The sequence below is a fragment of the Streptomyces sp. NPDC002754 genome, assembly GCF_053592315.1.
The window spans coordinates 388,984-403,614 of the sequence record NZ_JBSFVM010000003.1; the positions used below are offsets into that span (position 1 = coordinate 388,984).

Here is a 14,631-nt window from a genome sequence, read left to right on the forward strand (position 1 = left end):
CGATCACTCCTTGCCGAGGTCGAGCAGTCGCCGGGCCACGATGTTGCGCTGGACCTCGGCGGTTCCGCCGTAGATGGTGGCGGCCCGCGAGTACAGGTACTCCGTGCGCCAGGCCGGGTCCGTCAGCTCCACCGCTCCCGGCAGCAGATCCCGGGCCGTGTCGAAGAGCTGCTGCTCGGCGGTGGCGAGGAGGATCTTGTCGACGGACGTCTCCGGGCCGAGCCGGCCGCCCGCCGCGAGCCGCGCCTGCGTGGCGTGCGAGCGGCAGCGCACGGTGTGCAGCGCCAGATACGCCTCGCCGAGCGCCGCCGCCTCGTCCTCCGATGCCGACATCCGGTCGACGAGCCGGTCGAGGCGGGTGTAGAGGTGGGCGACCCGGTGCCAGAAGCACGTGGAGCGCTCGTGCGGCAGCAGGTCCATGGCCAGCTTCCAGCCGTCACCCACCGCACCGAGCAACCGGTCACCAGGCACGCGTACGTCGTCGAGGAACACCTCCGCGAACTCGTCCACGCCGTGCATGGTGCGCAGCGGTCGGACCGTGATGCCGGGCGAGTCCATGTCGAGGAAGAACGCGCTGATGCCGGCGTGCCCGGGGTCGGGCCCGGTCCGGGCGAGCAGTACGCAGCGCGCCGCGTACTGGGCGAGGCTCGTCCACACCTTCTGGCCGCTGATCACCCAGCCGTCACCGTCGTCGGCACGTACGGCCTTGGTCGTCAGGGACGCGAGGTCGCTGCCGGAGCCCGGCTCGGAGAAGCCCTGGCACCACTGCTCCCGGCCGTCGAGGAGCCGCGGCACCATGTCGGCGGCCAGCGCGGGCGGAGCGTACGAGAGCAGCGTGGGCACGAGGACCTCGACCATGGAGTACAGGCCCGGGGCGGCGAGCCCCCGCGTGGCGACCTCCTCGCCCAGCGCGGCCCGCAGCACACTTGGTCCGCCGACCCCGCCCACGGCCGCCGGCCAACCGTGCCGCATCCAGCCTGCCTCCCACAATTCGTTGCGCAATCGGGCCAGTTGTGCGACATCCGCGTCGAGGGAGTTCGCCGTCGGGTCGGGCGTCAGGTCGTGCTCGTCCAGCCACGCACGTAGTCCCGCACGGAACGTGGCGGTGTCCATGGAGGTCACGTCCGTGTCCGCTCGAAGGCGTGCGGGCGCCCCGAGTCGTGGGCGCCGCTGCGGCGGATGAACGTCATGGCGCGGGTGTGCAGCCGCCAGCCGTCCGCGGTGCGCCGGTAGGTGTCGTTGTAGTAGCCGATGCGCAGGTCGTGCCGTGAGTGCTCGACGAAACACAGGGGCTGGGTGCCGGTGGCGCTCTGGCCATCGTCGGCGAACTCCACGACCGGTGTGCCCGTCATGAAGAGCCCCTGGGGGGCGGCCGCGATCAGCTCGGGGAAGTCGTCGAGCGGGTAGGTGTCACCGAACGCGCTGTAGTTGCCGTCGGGGGTGAACACGGCCAGGACGCGGTCCGTGTCGCCCTGGGACATCGCCACGGCGTAGCGGGCGAGCAGCTGTTGGATGTCGGCGAGGTCGTCGTACCTGCGGCTGGAGCCGGTGGGTGTGTGCTCTGCGGTCAACGGGGCGGCCGTCCCTTCCAGTTGGTGTGGATGTCGGATGGCAACCGGCATCCCGTGTGCGGATGGTTGATTCTCCGACAGTGAGAAGCTAGTTTCCACCCCTAGGCCCAGCCAATGGAGAGGGCCGGGGAGGAAAACTCGTGGAACAGTTCCTCACCTTCGGCGTCGTCGGACTGACCACCGCCGCCATCTACGCCATCGTCGGCAGCGGCCTCGTCCTGACGTACACGACCGCCGGGGTCTTCAACTTCGCGCACGGCGCGGCCGGCATGCTCTCCGCGTTCGCCTACTGGCAGTTGGCCTTCGGCTGGGGCTGGCCGGTGCCGCTCGCCCTGGCCTTCGTACTCCTCGTCCTCGCACCCGGCTTCGGGCTGCTCGTCGAACGCGTCCTGATGCGTCCTGTGCAGTCGCTCGGGGAGGCGGAACGGCTCGTCATGGCCGTGGCCCTGCTCACCGGCTGCATCTCGCTGGCCCGCTGGATCTGGGACCCCAGCGCCGCCCGCCCCCTGCGCCCGTTCTTCGCCGACTCACCGGCGATCGACCTGGGCCCCGCCGCCGTCACCTGGCACCAGGCACTCACCCTCGCCGTCGCCGTACTCGTCGCTGTAGGGCTGTGGTTCCTGCTCGGCCGCACCCGCGCCGGCGCCGAGATGCGGGCGTGCGTCGACGACCGCGCGCTCGCCGGACTCACCGGGGCCTCGCCACAGCGCGCCGCCCGGCTCGCGTGGGTGCTCGGAACCCAACTCGCCGCCATCGGCGGCATCCTGATCGCGCCCACCGTCGCCCTCGACGCCCAGCAGCTCTCCCTCCTCATCGTCTCCGCGTACACGGCCGCGGTCTTCGGCCGCCTGCGCAGCCTGCCGCTCACCTTCCTCGGCGCGCTCGTCGTCGGCTGCCTGGAGAGCTTCCTCACCGGGTACCTGCCGCAGAACGACTACCTGCCGGGCCTGCGCCTCGCCGCCCCCGCGCTGCTCCTCTTCCTGGCCCTGATCGTCTTCCCGCACCGGCGACTGCGCGGGCGTGAACGCCGCCTCGTCCAGGTGCCGTTGCCAACCTTGCGCGGCACACTCGTGTTCGCCGGGTGTGTACTGCTGTTCGCCGTGTTCCTGGCGACCGTCCTCGACAGCGAGGGCCTCATCTCGTACGGGCCGCTGTTCGCGCTCGGTGTCGTCGCCCTCTCGTACGTGCCGCTGGCCGGGTACGCGGGACAGATCTCGCTGTGCCAGCTGAGCATCGCCGGGATCGGGGCGATCGTGTGGGGACACCTCGGCGGGCAGGGCCAGTTGTGGGCGCTGCCGGTCGCCGTGCTCGTCGCGGCGGCGGTCGGCGCGCTCATCGCGGTACCGGCGCTGCGGCTGTCCGGCATCTATCTCGCCCTGGGTACGGCGGCGTTCGCGGTGGTGCTTGACCGCTGGGTGTTCACCCTGCCGTCCTTCGAACTCCTCGGCGTCCGCATCGCCCTGTTCGACCAGGGCTCGGTCGAGGTGTACGGACCGAACCTGCTGGGCTGGCAGCTGACATCCGAACGCGAACTCCTCCTGTTCTCCGCCGTGTTGCTGGCGCTTGCCTCACTCGCCGTCGCCTGGCTGCGGCGCGGCAGATTCGGACGCGCGCTCATCGCGCTGCGCGACAGCGAGGCCGCCTACGCGACGCTCGGCGGCCGGCCGCTCGGCGCGAAGGTCGCCGTCTTCGCGCTGTCCGCCGCGCTCGCCGGACTGGGTGGAGCCCTCTACGGGATGGTCCAACGCACAGTCACCGCCGAGCAGTTCAACCTCGTCGCCAATCTTCCCGTCTTCCTGATCGCCGTCATCGGCGGCCTCGGCGCCGTCGGCACCGGACTGTTCACCGGCCTGTCCTACGTGGCCCCGCCCCAGCTCCTCGCCCCCTTCGGCGACTGGGCCCACGACGCGTCGACGCTCCTCATCGCGCTCGCAGGAATGGGCCTCGCGCACAGCCCAGGCGGCATCGTGCCGCGCATGCGGGCCGAGTGGCAGCCACTGGTGTGCGACCGCGTGCTGTTCCCCGCCACGGGGGCGGTGGTCGGGCTGCTGTGGCTCCTGTACGGAACCGACCAAGTCGGCGGCGCGCTCTTCCTCGTCACGCTGATCGTGGCATCGACGGCCCTGCGCATGTGGGCCACGGCACGGCAGTCCGGACCACACCTGCCGCCCGACCCCGTCGAGTGGTGGGGGATACGCCGCCCCTGGCGGACCGAGGACCGGGAGGTGATCGCGCGTGGCATCGCTACGAGCTGACGGAGTCACCGTCGTCTTCGGCGGCAACCGCGCCCTCGACGAGGCCGGATTCGAGGCCGAGGCCGGCCGCATCACAGGCCTCATCGGGCCCAACGGAGCCGGGAAGTCGACGCTCTTCGACGTCGTCTCCGGCCTGCGCAGACCCCAGTCGGGCACAGTCACGCTCGACGGGGACGACGTCACCCGCGCCACCCCCGCCAAGCGCGCCCGGCGCGGCATGGCCCGCACCTTCCAACGCCTGGAGCTGTTCGGCCGCCTGACCGTCCGCGACAACCTGCTCGTCGCCGCGGAACTCGGCGCCCGCGGCCGAAACTCGGCCCGCACCGCCGACGGCATCCTGCGACGCATCGGCCTCACCGCCGACGCCGACACCGCCGCCGACGCGCTGCCCACCGGCGCCGCCCGCCTCCTGGAGGTCGGCCGCGCCCTCGCGGGCCGGCCCCGCGTCCTCCTGCTCGACGAACCCGCCGCCGGCCAGGACGCCGACGAGACCCACCGCTTCGCCGCACTGCTGCGCGACGTCGCCGCCGAGGGCTGCGCCGTCGTCCTCGTCGAACACGACATGGGCCTGGTGATGAGCGTCTGCGACCAGGTGTACGTCCTCGACCTCGGCAAGATCGTCGCCTGCGGCCCGCCCGCGGACATCCAGCAGGACCGGACGGTCCTGGCCGCCTACCTGGGAGAGGCCTGACGGTGATGGCGATGGAGCCCCTGCTCGAACTGCGCGGCGTGTGCGCCGCCTACGACCGCATCACCGTGCTGCACGGCATCGACCTGGAGGTCGCGGCGGGCCAGATCGTCGCGCTGCTCGGTCCCAACGGCGCAGGCAAGACCACCACCCTCAACGTAGCGGCGGGCGCCCACCGCCCCAGCGCGGGACGCCTGCTGCTCGGCGGCCGCGATGTCACGGGGGCGCGCTCGCGCGATCTGGCCCGCGCCGGAGTGTGCCTCATCCCCGAGGGCCGCGGCATCTTCCCCAACCTCTCCGTGCGCGACAACCTCCGTATGATGACCTTCACCGGCCGCGACCGGACGGAGATCGAGGACATCGCGTACCAGCGTTTCCCGGTCCTCGGCGAACGGCATCGCCAGGCCGCCGGCACGCTCTCGGGCGGCGAACAGCAGATGCTCGCCCTGGCCCGGGGCCTCGCCACCGACCCGGCGGTCCTCCTCCTCGACGAACTGTCCATGGGGCTCGCACCGCTGGTGGTCGGTGAACTGTACGAACACGTCGCGGAGTTGGCCCGCAGGGGTGTGGCCGTCCTCGTGGTCGAACAGTTCGCCACCGCAGTCCTCAAGATCGCCGACCACGCGGCCGTCGTCGTACGCGGCAGCGTCCAATGGCAGGGCCACCCCGACAGCTCCCTGCACGCCGAACTGTCCTCCTACTACCTCGGGAGCGCCGCATGACAGCTCAGCCGGACCACAGCACCGACCGCGCCGACCGCTTCGCCCGGGACCTCGCCGCGCTCAAGATCCCCGACCCGGCCACCGCCCGCAACGGCCTGTGGCTGCGGGCGGGCGGCGCGCTCCTCCTGGTGGGCCTCGTCCTGGGTGTGCTCACCTTCCCCCTCACCCACGCCACCGAGGACCCGCTCGCCCAACGCGACGCGCTCGCCATCGGCATCACCGGGGTGGTGTGCGCGGTGGTGGGCGGCGCGGTGTACCTGCGGTACTCGCTCACCGGCTTCCTGCGGTTCTGGCTGGCGCGGCAGTCGTACGACCTGTCGACGCTGGGGGAGCGGACAACGGGGAACGACGCCCCGCGTAAGACGGAGCGGGAACGCATCGCCGTGGACGGCACGGAGGTCGCCGCTCCCCGCTCCTGATCAGCCGACCGCCGCGCGGAGCCGGCCGAGCCACTCCAGACCCATGGCGCGCCCGCGCGGATACCGGTCGTCCCGATCCCACCGCCATGTCGTGACAACGGCCAGCACAAGAACCCGGCACGCCCGCAGCACCTCCTGATCGACACCCGGATAGTGCGCGGCGACCTCGTCGGGCGCATGGGCGAGATCGAACTCGACGGGCCCCCGGCAACAGGTCTCCAGGTCGATGAAGACCGGCCCGTGCCGGGTGGCGAGTACGTTGCCGGGGTGCGGCTCCCCGTGCAGCAGCTGCTCACCGGCACCGCGCTCACTGATCGTCTGAACCGCGCTGCGCAACGTATCGCTGAGCAGTTTCCGGTCCGCTGCGGCGAGGTCCGGGGTGCGTTCGTGGTCCGCCAACAGCCGCCCAGCGTGCGCGACACGTTCGGTGAAGTGCGGGGTGTCGGCATCGACCTTGCGCATGCCGGCGTGCAGTCGCGCGAGTGCGTGGGCGTACTGGACCGGCGGGACATCGTGCGGTGCCACGGACTCGTAGTACGTCCACAAGGTGACCACGAACCCGTCCCGCTCGTAGGGGCGCGCCTCCACCCGAGGATCGAGCGCGGCCACGGGGCACCCGGCCTCCGCGAGCCGCTGCGCCAGCCCGACCTCGAACTCCGCGATCTGATCGTCGACCGGCGCGACACGGGCCAGCACGTCACAGGGCAGCAGCCGCAGGGTGAGCTTGTTGGAGTCGTGCAGCACGACTGCGTCGACGGCGTCGAGTCCAAGTGACGAGGCAAGTGACTTGGCGGCGTTCATCGCACGCGTGGCTTCGGATCTCTGCATCGTCAGACGGTATAGCCGCCGTCCACCGCCAGGTGCTGCCCCGTGATGAACCCGGCCCGGTCCGAGGCGAGGAACGTGACCGCCTCCGCGATGTCCTGGGCGTTGCCGAAGCGACGCAGCGGGATGTTGCGGCGGGTGACTTGGAGGGCGGCGTCGTCGAGTTCACCGTCCTCGATGAGGCGGGCGGCGATGCCGTCCGTGAGCATGCCGGGTCCCACACAGTTGAAGCGCACCCCGTAGCGGCCCTCCTCCGCCGCGAGGGCGCGGACCACCGCCTCGACCGCGCCCTTCGTGCCCGAAGACAGCCCGTCGCGAACGGGGTAGCGCTGGGTGGCCGCCGTGGTGACGGCGACGACGCTGCCGGCGGTCTCGCGGAGGGCATCGAGCGCCGGGTGGATCAGGTTGTAGAAGGCCAGGGTGTCGGCGTGCAGCTGCTGCCGGTACTGGGACGGCGGCACCCGGCTGAGGTGCACCATTGGTACGTGCGGGCCCGCCGCGTAGACGAGCGTGTGCAGCGCCCCGAACCGGTCGACCGCCGAGCGGATCGCCGCGGCCGCCTCGTCCTCGTCCGTCAGGTCCGCCCGCACGGACTCCACCTGGGCGCCCTCCGCGCGGAGTTCGGCGGTCAGGGCCTCGGCGGACTCCGCGCTCGCACGGTACGTGAACAGCACTGAACTGCCGCGCCGGGCCAGCGTGCGGACGATCGCCGCACCGATGCCGCCGGTGCCGCCCGCGACGAGTGCGGTGCCCTTGCGGCCACCGAAGTCCTGGTTGTCGTCGTCCGTCAACTCGTCAACTCCCTCACAGGTTCAGCGACTTCGCGATGATCACCTTCATGACCTCGCTGGTACCCGCGTAGATCCGCGTGATGCGCGCGTCCGCGTACAGTCGGGCTATCGGGTACTCGCGTATATATCCGTAACCGCCGAAGAGTTGAAGGCATCGGTCCACGCAGCGGGCCTGCGCCTCCGTGCAGAACAACTTCACCCGTGCCGCGTCCGCTCCCGAGAGGCGGCCCTCCACCAGCTCCACGATCGCCCGGTCGAGCATCGCCTGCGCCGCCTCCACCTCCGTGGACACCGCCGCGAGCTCGAACTTCGTGTTCTGGAACGAGGCCAGTACGTTCCCGAAAACTTTGCGGTCCCTCGCGTACGCCAGCGTGGTGTCGAGCGCCGCCCGGGACTGGGCGACCGAGCCGACCGCGACCGTCATGCGCTCCTGCGGAAGGTTCCGGCTCAGGTAGGAGAACGCCTCACCCTCCTCGCCGAGCCGGTTCGCGACCGGGACGCGTACGTCGTCGAAGGCCAGCTCCACGGTGTCCTGTACGCGGATGCCGATCTTGTCCAGCTCGCGGCCCTTCGTGAAGCCGGGCATGCCGTCCTCCACCACGAGGAGCGTGAGACCCGCCCGCCGGTTGTCCGGGTCCCTGGCCGTACGGGCCACGACGATCACCAGGTCGGCCAGCAAGCCACCCGTGATGAACGTCTTCGCCCCGTTCAGGACGTAGTCGTCGCCGTCGCGCACCGCGGTGGTGGTGATGCCCGCGAGGTCGGAGCCGGTGCCGGGCTCCGTCATGGCGATCGCCGTGAGGAGGCGGCCCGCGGCGAGCGACGGGAACCAGCGTTCGCGCTGATCCTTGTTCGCGTAGGCGAGGAAGTAGGGGAGGATCACGTCGAGTTGGGTGCGCACCGTGCCCAGGGTGACCAGAGCGCGCGATGCCTCCTCCTGGAGGATCGCGTTGTAGCGGTAGTCGTCGGTGCCCGCGCCGCCGAACTCCTCGGGGATCGACAGGCCCATCACGCCGATCTCCCCGAGGAGTTCGAAGACCCGGCGGGGCATTCGGCCGGCCTGCTCCCACTTCTCGTAGAAGGGGACGACCTCGCGGGCCACGAAGTCCCGCACCAGGTCCCGGAACGCCTCGTGGTCGGCGGTGTAGATGTCTCGGTGCATCCCGTAACCCCTGGTTCTATTCGGCGAGTTCGACGACGGTGGCGTTGGCGGTGCCGCCGCCCTCGCACATCGTCTGCAGGCCGTAGCGGATGCCACGGTCCCGCATGTGGTGGACCAGGCGCGTCATCAGGACCGCGCCCGACGCGCCCAGCGGGTGGCCGAGCGCGATCGCGCCGCCGAGCGGATTGAGGCGTGCCGGGTCGGCGCCGGTCTCCGCGAGCCAGGCCAGCGGGACGGGGGCGAAGGCCTCGTTGACCTCATAGGCGCCGATGTCGGAGAGCGTGAGCCCGGCGCGGGTCAGCACCCGCACGGTCGCCGGGATCGGCCCGGTCAGCATCAGGACCGGATCGGCGCCCGTCACCGCGCCCGCCCGGTAGCGCACCAGCGGCGTGAGGCCGAGTTCGCGGGCCCGCTCCGGTGTGGTGACGAGGAGGGCGGCGGCGCCGTCGGAGATCTGCGAGGCGTTGCCCGCGTGGATCACGCCGCTCGGGTCGAAGGACGGCTTCAGGCGGGAGAGTGTGTCGGGCGTCGTGCCGCGGCGGACTCCCTCGTCGGCGGTGAGTGAGGTCGCGGGGTGCGGGGCGAGCTGGGCGTCGAAGGCCCCCGCGTCTTGCGCGCTTGCCGCCAACTCGTGGGAACGGGCCGCGTATTCGTCCAACCGCTGCCGGTCGAAGCCCCACTTGCGGGCGATCCTCTCCGCCGACTCGCCCTGGTTGAAGGTGAAGTGGTCGTAGCGCTCGAGGACGCTCGGCGACCATGGCGCCCCGCCGGCCCGCGCCGCTCCGAGCGGCACCCGGCTCATCACCTCGACACCGCCCGCCACCACCATGTCGTACTGCCCGGACAGCACGGCCTGCGCGGCGAAGTCGAGGGCCTGCTGGCTGGACCCGCAGGCCCGGTTCACCGTCGTCGCCGGAACCGTCTCCGGCCAGCCGGCGGCGAGCAGTGCGTAGCGCCCGATGTTCCCGGACTGGTCGCCGATCTGCCCTACGCAACCCCAGATCACGTCCTCGACGTCGGCGGGGTCGATGCCGGTGCGGGCGACGAGCTCGGTCAGGATGTGCGCGGACAGATCGGCGGGGTGGATGTCGGCGAGCGAGCCGTTCCGCTTGCCGATGGGGGTGCGGACGGCCTCCACGATCACGGCCTCACGACGGTCGGATGTCACTGTTCGCCCTCCTCCTTCATGGCCGAGGTCAACTCGTCGGTGATGCCGAGTTCGCGCAGGATCGCGGCCGTGTGCTCGCCGAGCGCCGGTACGTTGCCCATGGGCGCCTCGCCGCGTCCCTCGAACACGGGTGGTGGCAGCGGCGCCAGGGTCGGTCCACCGGGGGTGTCGATCTCGCGCCAGCGGTCGCGTGCGGTGTGCTGCGGGTGGGTGAGGACCTCGCTGGGAGTGTTGAGCTTGGCGTTGCCGATGCCCGCCGAGTCGGCAGCTGCCTGGATGTCGTGGAGGGTGTGCGCGGCACACCAGCGGGTGATCTCCGCGTCGAGGCGTTCGCGGGCGGCGACCCTGTCGGCGGTGGTGGCGAGGCCGGGGTCGTCGGCGAGGTCCGGGCGTCGGAGGAGGTCACGGGCGTAGCGCTGCCACTCGCGGTCGTTGGTCGTGCCGAGGACCACGGTGTGACCGTCGGCGGTGGCGTACGCGCCGTAGGGGGCGACCGCGGGGGAGCCCATGCCCACGGGCTGCTGGTCGATGCCGGTGTGGCGGGTGTACGTCAGGGCGTAGCCCATCAGCTCGGTCATGGTGTCGAACATGCTGACGGAGACGGAGGCGGGCCCTTGCGGGGGCACGGTGGCTGAGGCGTTTCCGCGTCCACGCTCGGCCAGCAGCGCCGTGATGGACAGCGCCGCGTACAGTCCGGTGCACACGTCCGCCATCGGCGGCCCCGGCTTCGCGGGCTGCCCCGGCAGTCCGGTGATCGCGCACGCGCCCGCCTCGGCCTGCACGAGGAGGTCGTACGCGCGCTTGTGGGAGAGCGGGCCGCCGGGGCCGTAGCCGTCGATCTCCATGGTGATGAGGTCGGGGTGGCGGGCCGTCAGGTCGCTTGCGGAGATGCCCAGTTTGGTGGCGGCGCCGGGTGCGAGGTTCGACACGAAGACGTCGGCCCGGTCGAGCAGCCGGTGCAGTATGTGTGCGCCGTGGGCCGACTTGAGGTCGAGCGTCAGGGACTCCTTGCCACGGTTGACCCACACGAAGTGGGCGGCGAGGCCGTGCACCACGTCGTCGTAATACCGGGTGAAGTCGCCGCCGGGTGCCTCCACCTTGATGACACGTGCACCCAGGTCACCGAGCGCACGCGTGCACAGCGGAGCCGACACCGCCTGCTCGACCGAGACGACGGTGACACCGGTCAGCGGCCCCGCCGTCACGCGTCACCGCCCTGGGAGGCGGGGCCCGGGAACGCGGCGCGCAGCTCGTGCTTGAGGACCTTGCGGCTGGCGTTGCGTGGCAGCTGGTCGACGAAGCGGACGTCCCGCGGAACCTTGAAGTTGGCCATGTTGGCGCGTGACCAGGCGATGACGTCCGAGGCCGTGGCACTTTCGCCGGGCCGGAGCACCAGGTAGGCGCAGCCGACCTCGCCGAGGCGCTGGTCGGGCACGCCGATGACTGCGGCCTCGGCGACCGGGCCGTAGCCGAGCAGCAGGCGTTCGATCTCGGCCGGATAGGCGTTGAAGCCGCCGACGATGAACATGTCCTTCTTGCGGTCCACGACCGCCAGATTGCCCTCGTCGTCCAGACTGCCGATGTCACCGGTGCGCAGCCATCCGTCGTCGCCGATCGCGGCGGCCGTGGCTTCGGGGTCGTCCCAGTAACCGCTGGTGACGGTGTATCCGCGCACCTGGATCTCGCCCGTTCCGCCGGTCGGGGCAGGCTTGCCGGCGTCGTCGGCGATCCGTACGTCCACGTCGGGGATCTGCCGGCCGTTGCCGCGGGCGACCGTCGCCGGGGTGTCTCCGAGGCGGGTGGTGGTGACGAGGGCGGATGCCTCGGTGAGCCCGTACGCGCTCATCACGATGTCGAACGACAGCTCGTCCTTCATCGCGTGGATCAGTGGCTCGGGGATGGTGGTGCCGCCCGTCATGGAGATCCGCAGGGACGAGGTGTCGCGGTGGGCGCGGTCCGGGGCGGCGAGCAGATCCTGGAAGATCGTCGGAGGCCCCAGCATGATGGACACCCGCTCCCGCTCGATGAGTTCCAGGGCCAGGGCCGGGTCGAACACGGGCATCGGGACGACGGTCACCCCGTGCAGGAACGAGGCGAGCCAGCCCGCCTTATAACCGAAGCAGTGGAAGAACGGCGGCACGACGAGGAACACGTCGCCGGTGCGGAAGGTGTACTGCTCGGCCATCCACCCGTAGGCGCGCAGCGACTGCCCGTGGGTGAGGACGACGCCCTTGGGATGGCCGGTGGTGCCGGAGGTGAACATGATGTCGGAGACGGTGTCGGGCGTGATCCGGTCGATGGACGTCTGCGCGGCACCTTCGTCGACAGCCCCGCTCTTGCCCTCGTTGAGGAATTCCTTCCATGAGAGGTCGGCGTCGCCGCGCTCGGCGGCAAGGGACACGGTGGTGCGCAGGGCGTCCAACTCGGGGTCGTGCTTGCGTAGTTCCGTCACGTAGTCGGTGTCGAGGAACGGTGCGGCGAAGAGTGCCTTCGCCCCCGACTTCCGCAGGATGTAAGCGAGTTCGGCGGCCTTGAAGCGGGTGTTGAGCGGGACGACGATGCCGCCCGCGCCCTGCACGGCGAGTGCGGCCACGATCCACTCGGCGCGGTTCGGGGCGCAGATGCCGACCCGGTCGCCGGGGGAGATGCCGAGGGCGAGCGCGGCGCGCACCGCCCGCGTCATCCGCCGGTCGAGCTCGTGAAAGCTCCAGCGCGTCGCGCCGTCCACGAGGGCGGGTGCGTCACCGTACTGTGTGGCGGCCCGGCGGACGACGTTCGGGATGCTGAGGTATTCCTGGTCGTAGCGCATCACGGGCTCCGTTTTCCCCTACGGCAGCCGCAGCAGCCGTTTGGCGATGATGTTCCGCTGGATCTGGGACGTACCGCCGTACACGGACGCGGCGCGCGAGTACAGGTACTCGCCGTACACTGACCCGCCCGCCTCGGCGAGTTGATCGGGCAGGACCCGGAGCGCGGTCTCGTACAGGCGCTGCTCGGCACGCGTCATCAGCAGCTTGTCGATCGACGACTCGGGACCGGCGGCGCCGCCCTCGAGGCGTTCGGCGGTGCGCCGCCGGGCGTGCGCGACGAGCACCTGGTAGTCGACGACGCACCGCCCGACCGCGGTCACGAGTCCATCGGGCAACTCGACCGCGCGCTCGTGCAGTTCACGCCGCAGCCGTTCCAACAGCACCCCGTACTTGGAGAGATGGCCGGTATCCAGGGCGTTGCGCTCGTAGTTCACCGTTGTCATCGCGAGCCGCCAGCCGTCACCCTCCGCGCCGATCCGTTCGGCGACCTCGATCCGCACATCGTCGAGGAACAGTTCGCAGAACTCGTCGTCCCCGTTCGCCGCCTTCAGGGGACGCACGGTCACCCCGGCCCGGTCGAGCGGCAGCGCGAACGCGGTGATGGAGCGGTGTGCGGGGGCGTCACGGTCGGTGCGGGCGAGGAGGAGGCAGTAGTGGGAGTGCTGGGCGTAACTGGTCCACAGTTTCTGGCCGTTGACGATGTAGTGGCCGTGGACGTCGTTGTGCTCCGCTTCCTCGCTCTTGCGCGCGTACGTCGTCATGCCCGCGAGGTCGGAGCCCGCGCCGGGCTCGCTGAAGCCCTGACACCACACGTCGTCTCCGGCGAGCATGTGCGGAAGGAGCCTGGCCCGCTGTTCGTGCGAGGCGAACTCCAGCAGCGCGTGGGCGAGGTAGCCGATGCGCGGCACGCCGGGCGCGCGGCAAGCGCCGAGTTCGTCGCTGATCGCGACCTGGTGCAGCGCGGTCAGGCCACGGCCGCCGTACTCCTCGGGCACGTCGAGGCCCACCCAACCGCCGGAGTGCAGCATGCGGTGCCAGCGGTGCAGGAACAGGGCCGGTTCCTCGTCGGGGCGGCGCTCGGGCAGCGGGTGCTCGGCGAGCCAGGAACGCAGTTCGTGGCGCAGTCGGGTGAGGTCGGAGGGGGCGCCGAAGTCCAGCGGCAGGTCCTGCTGGGTCACATCGCCTCCGTGGGATCGGGCGTCACCGTGACATCGGGCGTCACCGTCGCATCGGTCGTCTCCGTGGCCTCAGCGGACGGCGGGGCGGCGAGTGCGGACAGCAGCTCGGCCGTCCCGGTCAGCACCGTGGCGCCGACGCGCACCCGGCGCAGATACAGATGCGCGATGTGCTCCCACGTCTGGGCGATCCCGCCGAACACCTGCATCCCCGCGTACACCGCCTCCAGGGCCGACACGTCCACCTCGGCCTTGGCGACGCGAGCCGCGGTCAGCGCCGCGTCAGGGCCGGTGTGGTCGAGACACCAGGCGGCATACCGGGTGGCACTGGCACACGCCTCGACGGCGACCGTGGCATCGGCGAGCAGATGCTGCACCGCCTGATAGGAGCCGATGGGCCGCCCGTACTGCACACGTTCGCGCGCGTAGGCGGCAGCCTGCTCGACGAACGAGGTGGCTGCGCCCACGAGTTCACTGCTCACCATGACCAGCGCCCAGGCCTGCCAGGCACATACGTGCTCGCGGCTCAGTCGGCCGATGACCTGTGGTGTCGCTGTGGCCACGCGGACGGTGCGAAGCAGATCGGTGGTGGGCGCCGCATCGCCGAGCGCCAGGGATCGTACGACCCTGTCGGCATCCACGGACACCGCGCTGTCGGCGCCCTCGGCGTCCCAGGCGCGGAAGCCGCCCGCGATGCCGCCACCGAACCGCAGATCACGACCGAGCGCGATGGTGGGCGTGCCCTCGTACGAGACGTCCCCACCGCCCGCCTCGACGAGCCGCAGCACCTCGGGCGCCAGCAGCACCGTGCCGAGGAACGATGCCGACATCGGCTGCCGGCCGAAGTCCTCGGCGAGCAGCGCACACTCTTGGGCGCTCGCCAACGGCCGCTCGCCACGCCGCAGTTCGACAAGCCCGAGCCCGTCCAGCGCCTTCTGTGTCGCGGCCCGCTGCGCCGCCGTCGGCTCGGCCGACGTGCACCGGTGGTCGGCGACGAAGGCGGCAAGCGCCTCGCGGACCAGCCGGAACTCCTCCGCCAGCACCG

The 14,631-nt window shown here is 71.3% G+C and carries 14 protein-coding genes; 4 read left to right on the forward strand and 10 right to left on the reverse strand.

The features are described 5' to 3' along the window. Window positions 1-3: 3 nt before the first annotated feature. Complete coding sequence (locus tag ACWD2L_RS11540; protein ID WP_451189093.1) at window positions 4-1,113, reverse strand: acyl-CoA dehydrogenase family protein; 1,110 nt, start codon at window positions 1,111-1,113, stop codon at window positions 4-6. A gap of 5 nt (window positions 1,114-1,118) precedes the next feature. Next, window positions 1,119-1,571, reverse strand: a complete 453-nt coding sequence (locus ACWD2L_RS11545) for a nuclear transport factor 2 family protein (protein WP_451189096.1) — start codon at window positions 1,569-1,571, stop codon at window positions 1,119-1,121. Between the two features lie 140 nt (window positions 1,572-1,711). Between ACWD2L_RS11545 and ACWD2L_RS11550 the strand changes: the two genes are divergently transcribed. From ACWD2L_RS11550 to ACWD2L_RS11565, 4 genes are read left to right on the forward strand one after another with little or no spacing between them, the layout of a single operon-like run. Continuing rightward, window positions 1,712-3,826 (forward strand): branched-chain amino acid ABC transporter permease, encoded by a 2,115-nt coding sequence (locus tag ACWD2L_RS11550; protein WP_451189099.1) that lies wholly within the window; start codon window positions 1,712-1,714, stop codon window positions 3,824-3,826. Next, a complete protein-coding gene (locus ACWD2L_RS11555) occupies window positions 3,807-4,517 on the forward strand; it encodes an ABC transporter ATP-binding protein (RefSeq protein WP_451189102.1) in 711 nt (236 codons plus the stop codon). The genes ACWD2L_RS11550 and ACWD2L_RS11555 overlap by 20 nt, the downstream gene beginning before the upstream one ends. Window positions 4,518-4,528: 11 nt before the next feature. After that, window positions 4,529-5,236 carry an ABC transporter ATP-binding protein gene (locus tag ACWD2L_RS11560; protein ID WP_451189105.1) on the forward strand — a complete coding sequence of 236 codons (708 nt, stop codon included), beginning with the start codon at window positions 4,529-4,531 and terminating at the stop codon, window positions 5,234-5,236. Next, window positions 5,233-5,655, forward strand: coding sequence for a hypothetical protein (locus ACWD2L_RS11565; RefSeq protein WP_451189108.1), 423 nt, complete (start codon window positions 5,233-5,235; stop codon window positions 5,653-5,655). The genes ACWD2L_RS11560 and ACWD2L_RS11565 overlap by 4 nt, the downstream gene beginning before the upstream one ends. Here ACWD2L_RS11565 and ACWD2L_RS11570 read toward each other — a convergent pair whose 3' ends face one another. The 8 genes from ACWD2L_RS11570 to ACWD2L_RS11605 are packed head-to-tail and all read right to left on the reverse strand — an operon-like array spanning window position 5,656 to window position 14,629. After that, a complete protein-coding gene (locus ACWD2L_RS11570) occupies window positions 5,656-6,483 on the reverse strand; it encodes a phosphotransferase enzyme family protein (protein WP_451189110.1) in 828 nt (275 codons plus the stop codon). A gap of 2 nt (window positions 6,484-6,485) precedes the next feature. Beyond that, window positions 6,486-7,271: an SDR family NAD(P)-dependent oxidoreductase gene (locus ACWD2L_RS11575; RefSeq protein ID WP_451189113.1), complete on the reverse strand. Its 786-nt coding sequence runs from the start codon at window positions 7,269-7,271 to the stop codon at window positions 6,486-6,488. 13 nt (window positions 7,272-7,284) lie between these two features. Beyond that, window positions 7,285-8,433 carry an acyl-CoA dehydrogenase family protein gene (locus tag ACWD2L_RS11580; protein ID WP_451189115.1) on the reverse strand — a complete coding sequence of 383 codons (1,149 nt, stop codon included), beginning with the start codon at window positions 8,431-8,433 and terminating at the stop codon, window positions 7,285-7,287. Window positions 8,434-8,449: 16 nt separating this feature from the next. Further along, window positions 8,450-9,601 carry a thiolase family protein gene (locus ACWD2L_RS11585; RefSeq protein ID WP_451189118.1) on the reverse strand — a complete coding sequence of 384 codons (1,152 nt, stop codon included), beginning with the start codon at window positions 9,599-9,601 and terminating at the stop codon, window positions 8,450-8,452. Beyond that, window positions 9,598-10,806 carry a CaiB/BaiF CoA transferase family protein gene (locus ACWD2L_RS11590; protein ID WP_451189120.1) on the reverse strand — a complete coding sequence of 403 codons (1,209 nt, stop codon included), beginning with the start codon at window positions 10,804-10,806 and terminating at the stop codon, window positions 9,598-9,600. The genes ACWD2L_RS11585 and ACWD2L_RS11590 overlap by 4 nt, the downstream gene beginning before the upstream one ends. Beyond that, a complete protein-coding gene (locus tag ACWD2L_RS11595) occupies window positions 10,803-12,410 on the reverse strand; it encodes a FadD3 family acyl-CoA ligase (RefSeq protein ID WP_451189123.1) in 1,608 nt (535 codons plus the stop codon). The genes ACWD2L_RS11590 and ACWD2L_RS11595 overlap by 4 nt, the downstream gene beginning before the upstream one ends. Window positions 12,411-12,428: 18 nt before the next feature. Then, on the reverse strand, window positions 12,429-13,589 hold the full coding sequence (locus ACWD2L_RS11600; RefSeq protein ID WP_451189125.1) for an acyl-CoA dehydrogenase family protein: 1,161 nt from the start codon (window positions 13,587-13,589) through the stop codon (window positions 12,429-12,431). Then, complete coding sequence (locus ACWD2L_RS11605) at window positions 13,586-14,629, reverse strand: acyl-CoA dehydrogenase family protein (RefSeq protein ID WP_451189128.1); 1,044 nt, start codon at window positions 14,627-14,629, stop codon at window positions 13,586-13,588. Before ACWD2L_RS11605 ends, ACWD2L_RS11600 begins: the two co-directional genes overlap by 4 nt. Window positions 14,630-14,631: the final 2 nt, after the last annotated feature.